Annotated in this window: 8 protein-coding genes; 6 read left to right on the top strand and 2 right to left on the bottom strand. The window is 73.0% G+C overall.

The window, feature by feature from the left end; genetic code table 11:
* Positions 1–178: 178 nt before the first annotated feature.
* Entirely contained in the window at positions 179–1,090 is a 912-nt protein-coding gene (gene sigJ, locus ACFV0O_RS30845; RefSeq protein WP_380346990.1) for an RNA polymerase sigma factor SigJ, read from the top strand.
* A 206-nt stretch (positions 1,091–1,296) separates the two neighbouring features.
* The gene (locus tag ACFV0O_RS30840; protein ID WP_380346988.1) at positions 1,297–2,382 is read left to right on the top strand and encodes an NAD(P)/FAD-dependent oxidoreductase; all 1,086 of its coding nucleotides are present in this window, start codon (positions 1,297–1,299) and stop codon (positions 2,380–2,382) included.
* A 111-nt stretch (positions 2,383–2,493) separates the two neighbouring features.
* Here the strand turns inward: ACFV0O_RS30840 and lepA are convergent, their stop codons facing one another.
* Entirely contained in the window at positions 2,494–4,362 is a 1,869-nt protein-coding gene (gene lepA, locus ACFV0O_RS30835; RefSeq protein WP_380346986.1) for a translation elongation factor 4, read from the bottom strand.
* Between the two features lie 188 nt (positions 4,363–4,550).
* Between lepA and ACFV0O_RS30830 the strand changes: the two genes are divergently transcribed.
* The 3 genes from ACFV0O_RS30830 to ACFV0O_RS30820 all read left to right on the top strand — a co-directional run bounded on the left by ACFV0O_RS30830 (position 4,551) and on the right by ACFV0O_RS30820 (position 6,592).
* Positions 4,551–4,856: an antibiotic biosynthesis monooxygenase gene (locus tag ACFV0O_RS30830; protein ID WP_360248674.1), complete on the top strand. Its 306-nt coding sequence runs from the start codon at positions 4,551–4,553 to the stop codon at positions 4,854–4,856.
* Between the two features lie 334 nt (positions 4,857–5,190).
* Positions 5,191–5,460 (top strand): 30S ribosomal protein S20, encoded by a 270-nt coding sequence (rpsT, locus tag ACFV0O_RS30825; RefSeq protein WP_329931122.1) that lies wholly within the window; start codon positions 5,191–5,193, stop codon positions 5,458–5,460.
* Between the two features lie 460 nt (positions 5,461–5,920).
* Positions 5,921–6,592: a hypothetical protein gene (locus tag ACFV0O_RS30820; protein WP_360248671.1), complete on the top strand. Its 672-nt coding sequence runs from the start codon at positions 5,921–5,923 to the stop codon at positions 6,590–6,592.
* A 112-nt stretch (positions 6,593–6,704) separates the two neighbouring features.
* Here the strand turns inward: ACFV0O_RS30820 and holA are convergent, their stop codons facing one another.
* A complete protein-coding gene (holA, locus tag ACFV0O_RS30815) occupies positions 6,705–7,703 on the bottom strand; it encodes a DNA polymerase III subunit delta (RefSeq protein WP_360248668.1) in 999 nt (332 codons plus the stop codon).
* 102 nt (positions 7,704–7,805) lie between these two features.
* On the opposite strand from holA, the gene ACFV0O_RS30810 reads away from it, so the two are divergent.
* Entirely contained in the window at positions 7,806–8,099 is a 294-nt protein-coding gene (locus ACFV0O_RS30810; protein WP_360248665.1) for a hypothetical protein, read from the top strand.
* Positions 8,100–8,253: the final 154 nt, after the last annotated feature.

Genomic DNA, 8,253 nt, shown 5'->3' with positions numbered 1-8,253 from the left:
CTCCCCCCGGCTCTACCCGGCCCAGTGCGCGGCGGCGGGGGCGGGGGGGCCCTGACGCGGGGCGGCCCGGGGGGCGGGGGGGGAACCTTCCGCCCCGGCCCTTCGCGCGTCCGGGCCCGGCCCCGCCCCGCCCGCCCCGGTCTTCGCAACCGGGCCCGGCGGGAGCTACCTTGGGCCCGTGATCGACGACCAGCCCCCGGCCGCACCGGACGCCTTCGAGGCCAACCGCCGTTACCTGGGCTCGGTCGCCTACCGCCTGCTCGGCTCCTTCACCGACGCCGAGGACGTCCTGCAGGACGCCTGGCTCCGCTGGCAGGCCGCCGAGCGCTCCACCGTCGCCGACCCCCGCGCCTTCCTGACCACCGTCGTCACCCGGCTCTGCTACGACCAGCTGGGCTCCGCCCGGGCCCGCCGGGAGGCCTACTACGGCGAGTGGCTGCCCGAACCGGCCGTCTCCTACGCGGACGGCCCCGACACCCCCGCCGACCTCGCCGAACGCGGCGAGTCCGTCTCGCTCGCCCTGCTCGCCGTCCTGGAACAGCTCTCCCCGGCCGAGCGGGCCGCCTTCGTGCTGCACGACGTCTTCGCGGTCGGCTTCGAGGAGATCGGCGCCTCGCTGGACCGATCCGCCGACGCCGCCCGCCAGCTCGCCTCCCGGGCCCGCCGCCGGGTCAAGGACGGCAGCCGGCGCGGCGGCGGCACCGGCACCGCCGAGCACCGCCAGGCGGTCGAAGCCTTCGCCGCCGCCAGCAGCCGCGGCGACATCCTCGCCCTGATGGAGGTCCTCGACCCGGACGTGGTCTGGCACTCCGACGGCGGCGGCATCGTCCGCGCCGGCGTCCGCCCCATCCACGGCGCCGACCGGGTGTCCCGCATGGTGGCCGGCCTGGTCGCCAAGTGGTTCACCCCCGACACGGCGATCGGCCACGCCCTGGTCAACGGCGAACCCGGCCTCGTCTGGTACGACCGGGCCGGCGGCACCGTCGGCGGCGTGCTCGCCTTCACCGTGACCGACGGACGGATCACCGAGGCGTACGTCGTCGTCAACCCCGAGAAGCTCGGCCGGATCAGCCCCGTCACGGCCCCCTGACGACTCCCCGACGACCCTCCGGCCCCCCGGATACCTCCGAAGACCCCGGGAGACCCCGGAGGCACCGGAGGCACCGGAGGCCCCGGAGGCCCCTGCCCGGACCCTCCGCGGTGCTGTGACGCGGGTCACGGTCACATCCCGACCGGCCGCGTCGTCCCCTTCCCGAACAGCGCCCCACGGGGGCGCACCGAACGGAGGCGGACGAGATGACCAGCACCACCACCACCACCGGAAAGCGGATCGTCGTCCTGGGCGCCGGGTACGCCGGGCTCACCGCGGCCAAGGGCGCCGGACGGCACCACGACGTCACCCTGGTCGCCCCCGAGGAGCGGCTCCTGCACCGCATCCGCCAGCACGAGGCGGCGGCCGGCCGCGGCCGCGACTGGCCGGCCATCGGCGAACTGACCCGCGGCCGCACGATCCGGCACCACCGGGCCCGCGCCGTCGAACTCGACCTCGCCGGCCACCGGGTCCGGCTCGACGACGGCACCAGCCTCGCCTACGACACCCTGGTCTACGCCCTCGGCAGCCGCACCGCCTGGCACGGCGTCCCCGGCGCCGCCGAGCACGCCCTCCCCGCCGAACGCGCCGCCGAGGTCCGGCACCGGATCCGCGAAGCCGACCAGCCCGGCACGCTCGCCGTCGTCGGCGGCGGCGCCACCGGCATCGAGCTGGCCACCGAACTCGCCGAAGCCCACCCCGACTGGACGGTGCGGATCGTCGCGGCCGGCCCGGTCGGCGGCATCTACTCACCCAAGGGCCGCACCCACGTCCGGCGCGTCCTCGACCGGCTCGGCGTCCACGTCCACGAGAACGCCACCGTCACCGAGGTCACCCCGGACGGACTGCGCACCACCGCCGGCCCGGTCGACTCCGACCTCACCGTCTGGGCCGCCTCGATGGAGCCGCACCCGCTCGCCGCCGAAGCCGGGCTGGCCGTGGACGAACGCGGCCGGGCCCTGGTGGACGACCACCTGCGCTCGGTCTCGCACCCGGACGTCCACGTGGTCGGCGACGCCGCCGCCGTCACCGTCCCCGGCGTCGGCACCCTGCGGATGGGCTGCGCCACCGCCCTGCCGCAGGGCCAGTACGTCGGCAAGCTGCTCGACGGACGCACCGGGAAGCCGTTCTCGTTCCGGTACGTCGTGCAGTGCCTGAGCCTCGGCCGACGGGACGGGCTGCTCCAGCTGGTCCACGCCGACGACTCGATGAAGCCCACCGTGTTCACCGGCACCATGGGCCGGCTGGCCAAGGCCGGGATCGTCTCGGCCGTCTTCAGCGCCCTGAAGTGACCGCCGCGGCGACCCGCGCCGCGTTCCGCTGCGGCGCCCCCGCCGCCGGAGCGCCCCGCGGGAACGCGAAAGGGCCCGGGCGTGACGCCCGGGCCCTTCGGCTCGCCTCGGTTACTTCTTTTCCTTCGGCGCCTCGGCGTCGGTGGACAGCGCGGCGATGAAGGCCTCCTGCGGGACCTCCACGCGGCCGACCATCTTCATCCGCTTCTTGCCTTCCTTCTGCTTCTCCAGCAGCTTGCGCTTGCGCGAGATGTCACCGCCGTAGCACTTGGCGAGGACATCCTTGCGGATCGCGCGGACCGTCTCACGGGCGATCACCCGGGAGCCGATGGCCGCCTGGATCGGCACCTCGAACTGCTGGCGGGGGATCAGCTTCTGCAGCTTGCCCGCCATCATCACGCCGTAGCCGTAGGCCTTGTCCTTGTGGACGATCGCCGAGAAGGCGTCCACCGCGTCACCGTGCAGCAGGATGTCGACCTTGACCAGGTCGGCGGTCTGCTCGCCGATGGGCTCGTAGTCGAGCGAGGCGTAACCGCGGGTCTTGGACTTCAGCTGGTCGAAGAAGTCGAAGACGATCTCCGCGAGCGGGAGGGTGTAGCGCAGCTCGACCCGGTCCTCGGAGAGGTAGTCCATGCCCTGCAGGCTGCCGCGGCGGGACTGGCAGAGCTCCATGATCGCGCCGACGAACTCGTTGGGCGCGAGGATGGTGCCGCGCACGACCGGCTCGTACACCTCGGCGATCTTGCCGACGGGGAACTCGCTCGGGTTGGTGACGGTGTGCTCGGTGCCGTCCTCCATGATCACCCGGTAGACCACGTTGGGGGCGGTGGAGATCAGGTCGAGGTTGAACTCGCGCTCCAGGCGCTCCCGGATGATCTCCAGGTGCAGCAGGCCGAGGAAGCCGCAGCGGTAGCCGAAGCCGAGCGCGACCGAGGTCTCCGGCTCGTACACCAGGGCCGCGTCGTTGAGCCGCAGCTTGTCCAGGGCGTCGCGCAGCAGCGGGTAGTCCGAGCCGTCCAGCGGGTAGAGGCCGGAGAACACCATCGGGCGCGGGTCCTTGTAGCCGCCGAGCGGCTCGGTCGCACCCTTGTGCATCGAGGTGATCGTGTCACCGACCTTGGACTGCCGGACGTCCTTCACACCGGTGATGATGTAGCCCACCTCGCCGACGCCGAGGCCGTCGGCGACCTTCGGCTCGGGCGAGATGACACCGATCTCCAGCAGCTCGTGGGTGGCGCCGGTCGACATCATCGCGATGCGCTCGCGCTTGGTCAGCTGGCCGTCCACGACACGGACGTAGGTGACCACGCCGCGGTAGGAGTCGTACACCGAGTCGAAGATCATCGCGCGGGCCGGGGCGTCCTTGACGCCGACCGGGGCCGGGATGGTGTCGACGATGTGGTCCAGCAGGTCCTCGACGCCGAGGCCGGTCTTCGCGCTGACCTGGAGCACGTCACCCGGGTCACAGCCGATGATGTGCGCGATCTCGGCGGCGTACTTCTCCGGCTGCGCGGCCGGCAGGTCGATCTTGTTCAGCACCGGGACGATCGTGAGGTCGTTCTCCAGCGCCAGGTACAGGTTGGCGAGGGTCTGCGCCTCGATGCCCTGGGCCGCGTCGACCACCAGGATGGTGCCCTCGCACGCGGCGAGGGAGCGGGACACCTCGTACGTGAAGTCCACGTGGCCCGGGGTGTCGATCATGTTGAGGATGTGCGTCGTCCCGGCGTTCGAGCCGGTCTTCGGCGCCCACGGGAGGCGGACCGCCTGCGACTTGATGGTGATGCCGCGCTCACGCTCGATGTCCATGCGGTCGAGGTACTGGGCACGCATCTGCCGGGGGTCGACGACGCCGGTGATCTGCAGCATCCGGTCTGCGAGCGTCGACTTGCCGTGGTCGATGTGGGCGATGATGCAGAAGTTGCGAATCAGCGCCGGGTCGGTACGGCTGGGCTCTGGCACATTGCTGGGGGTCGCGGGCACCTTGGTCCGATTCTCCGTTGGTCCGGGGCCGGGGGCGTCCGGGTCATCACTGACCGGTTCCCGGGGACCGGACAGTCTCGTCCGATCGAAATAGTTCCTCCCATCCTCCCACGAGCACGGGCCCTGCTGCCGTTCGGGCACCGTCCGGCCCTTCCCGCACCCCTCACCGGGCGGCAGGATGGCCCCCCGTGATCCTCGAAAGCGCCCTGCTCGACGTCCTGCCCGGCCGGGAGGACGAGTTCCTCGCCGCCTTCGCCGAGGCCCGCCCGCTGATCACCGTCCAGCGCGGCTTCCGCTCCCTGCGGCTCCGGCGCTGCCTCGACGAGGGACGCGACTCGCGCTTCCTCCTCCAGGTCGAGTGGGACACCCTCGCCGACCACACCGAGGGCTTCCGCACCTCCCCCGAGTACCAGCGCTGGCGCGCGCTCCTGCACCACTACTACCGGCCGTTCCCCGAGGTCGAGCACTACGGCGAGCCGCTGCTCGACGCGTAGCGCCGGCCGAGGCTGTCCGGGCGTAGCGCGCGGGGGCGGTCTGGGGGGCCGGCCGGGGGCCAGCCGGGGCGGTCCGGGGACGCTTCCGGGCCGCTTCCGGGGGCGGGCCGGGGGCGTTTCCGGGGGCCGATCCCTGGGCAGTCCGGACGCGGTCCGCAGGGCGGCGCCGGGGCGTCTCGCGCGACGGTCCGCGGACGGGAGCCCGGTTTGGGGCGTGCGGCGGGCCCTGGTAGCGTGGTCAGCTGCACCTGGCCTCGGCATGCCCTCTCAGCTGGTCCGACGGCCGCCCGGTGTGATCCCGTTCAGCATCTTTAGACAAGACTGAGGCTCTTTCGTGGCGAACATCAAGTCCCAGATCAAGCGCAACAAGACCAACGAGAAGGCGCGCCTGCGCAACAAGGCCGTCAAGTCCTCGCTGAAGACCGCTCTGCGCAAGGCCCGTGAGGCCGCTGCCGCCGGCGAGACCGAGAAGGCCGTCGTGCTGGCCCGCGCCGCCTCCAAGGCGCTGGACAAGGCCGTGAGCAAGGGCGTCATCCACGCCAACCAGGCCGCCAACAAGAAGTCGGCCATCACCAAGCGCGTCAACACGGCCGCCCAGGCCTGACGCCCCTCGGGGGTCTGAACCCCCGACCGCCTCGGGACGGTCCGGCCCTCTACCCGGACACCCGAGACGAGCGAGACTCGCACCGCACGCGGCCTGCGTTCGCCACGCGGGTGCGGTGCACGAAGCAGTACGGCAGGCGCCGTAGTCGGCCTCCTCCCCGGAGACCACTGCGGCGCCTGTCGCGTTCCCCGGTCCGGCCGCTATGGTCGGTCAGGTGCGATCGAGGTGCGGGGGAGCACCCCGGCGCCGGGTTTGGGGGGAGAACTTCATGACGACGCCACCACCGCCGGCACCGAACGGGCCGGGGTACGGATTCCCGCAGCAGCAGCCGCAGGGCACGGGCGCGCAGCCCGTACCGGGGGCGCAGCCTCCGTCGGGCGCGCCGGGCTTCGGGCCGCCCCCCGGATTGCCCGCAGCCCCGGGCATGCCCGCGGCCCCGGGGACGACGACCGCTCCCGGGATGACGGCGGTGCCGGGGGGCCGCGCACCGGGTTCCGGGGGGAACCTGCGACGCAACGCCGTCTGGGCCTTCGTCGGCGCCGTGCTCGCCTCGGCCGGCTGGACCGCCGCCGTGATGACCGTCCCCGGCATCGTCAGCAGCGCCTCCTCGCCGCGCAGCCTCGGCAGCTACCACCTCTCCGACGACTTCTGCACCACCGGCAAGCCCACCAAGCTGCTCCAGACGTACTCCGTCTCGGACACCTCCGCACCGACCCACCACACCGACCGGAACCCGGCCCTGGACAGCATGAACTGCTCGATGAGCCTCAAGCGGACCGGCGGCAACAGCGACAGCGAGTACGCCTCGGTCTACCTGCGCGCCGACCTGCACAAGGCGGTCAACCCGGCGCCCGAGCTGCAGGCCAACAAGGAGCTCTACCGGGCCCGCGGGTACCAGGTCACCGACGTCTCCGGGATCGGCGAGGAAGCGTACTTCCTGTACAAGGACGACAGCTCGGACAAGTACCACAGCATCTACGCCGAGCTGGACATCCGCGACGGCGGGATGACCTACTACATCAACTACAGCGCCAGCTACACGGACGGGAAGGCCAAGCCGCCGTCCAAGGACGACCTGCGCAGCGCCCTGCAGTCCGACGGACAGGACGCCATCCGGGCCATGCGGAAGTAGGCCCCGGCGCGGGACGCCACGGTCCGCGCCGAGCCCCTCCGGTCAGTGCCGGTTCGTGCCGGTTCGTGCCGGATGGCGCCGGGCCACGCCGAGACCCGCCGAGGCCGCCGCGTCAGTAGGCGGGGCGGGAGCCGGCCCGTGCGGCCCGGGCGACGGCGACCACCGCGCGCTCCAGGGCGAAGGCCGGGTCGTCCGAGCCACCCTTGACGGCGGCGTCGGCCTGGGCGATCGCGGTCAGCGCAGTGGCCACCCCGTCGCCCGTCCAACCCCGCATCTGCTGGCGGACCCGGTCCACCTTCCACGGCGGCATGCCCAACTCGCGGGCCAGGTCGGCCGGACGCATGTTCCGCCCGGTGGTCGCCAGCCGCCCGATACTGCGCACGCCGGAGGCCAGCGCGTAGGTGATGCCGGTCGGCGGCTGGCCGACGGCCAGTGCCCACCGCAGCCGCTCCAGCGCCTCCGCCGCGCGGCCGGTCACCGCCAGGTCGGCCACCTCGAAGCCGGTCGCCTCGGCCCGGCCGCTGTAGTAGCGGGCCACCACCGTCTCGTCGATCGTGCCCTCGACGTCCGAAGTCAGCTGGTGGCACGCGGCCGCCAGCTCGCGCAGGTCGCTGCCGAGCGCGTCCAGCAGCGCCTGACAGGCCTCCGGCGTCGCCGAGCGGCCCAGCGCCCGGAACTCGCCCTTGACGAAGGCCAACCGCTCGTTCGCCTTGGTCAGCTTGGCGCAGGCCACCTCGCGGCCGCCCGCCTTGCGCCCGGCGTCCAGCAGGCCCTTGCCCTTGGCGCCGCCCGCGTGCACCAGCACCATGATCACTTCTTCGGCCGGTGCCTCGATGTACGCCTTGACCTCCTTCACCGAGTCGGCGGAGAGGTCCTGGGCGGCGCGCACGACGATGACCTTGCGCTCGGCGAACAGCGACGGCGTGGTCAGTTCCGCCAGACTGCCCGGCTGCAGCCCGCCGGGCGGCAGGTCCCGCACGTCCGTGTCCGGATCCGCCGCCTTCGCCGCCGCCACCACCTGGGCGACCGCGCGGTCCAGCAGCAACTCCTCCTGGCCGACCGCGAGGGTCAGCGGGGCGAGCAGGTCGTCGGGTGCACTCTTCCTGGCCATCGCCTACCAGCATCCCACGCGCCGCGGACACTCCGGCCCGACCGACGGCCCGACCAGCCGCCCACCCGAACGGCCGAACCGGGCGGCCTGGAGAATGGCCGGGTGACCGACAACCACACCACCGACCTCCCGGACGTCGCCGACCCGCACGCCCGGCAGCTGCTCGTCCTGCCCGACCGTGACGCCGCCGAAGAGGCGGCCGAGGACCTCGGCGCCACCCAACCCGACCTCGGCGAGCTGGAGATCGTGCGCGACTCGCTCGCGGGCGAGGACGACGCCGAGGACGCCCAGTGGCTCGTCGTCGTCGAAGCACCCGACACCGGCTGGACCCCCGCCGTGCTGAGCGCCCTCGACGCCCTGGCCGCCGAGCACGAGGGTTGGCGCGAGGAGGCCTGAACCGGAGGCATGACGGGCAAAATTTGGCCCTTCATTTCTCGGCGGGGGGGGGGGGGGGGCCCCCGGGGCGCCAGAAGTGTTTGGTGTGGCGCGCCCCCCGCCGCCCCCCCGAAGCACACACCCCCCACCCACACCCCAACACACTCCCCCAGGG

The sequence above is a fragment of the Kitasatospora sp. NPDC059577 genome, from assembly GCF_042735475.1.
GTDB lineage: Bacteria > Actinomycetota > Actinomycetes > Streptomycetales > Streptomycetaceae > Kitasatospora.
The sequence above is the reverse complement of the archived record's forward strand: the minus strand, read 5'-3'. Positions and strand labels throughout refer to the sequence as shown.

Excerpts from the sequence above, each read along its gene's own strand:
- ACFV0O_RS30840 (WP_380346988.1), top strand. The coding sequence starts at position 1,297 with ATGACCAGCACCACCACCACCACCGGAAAGCGGATCGTCGTCCTGGGC.
- ACFV0O_RS30820 (WP_360248671.1), top strand. The coding sequence starts at position 5,921 with ATGACGGCGGTGCCGGGGGGCCGCGCACCGGGTTCCGGGGGGAACCTG.
- holA (WP_360248668.1), bottom strand. The coding sequence starts at position 7,703 with ATGGCCAGGAAGAGTGCACCCGACGACCTGCTCGCCCCGCTGACCCTC.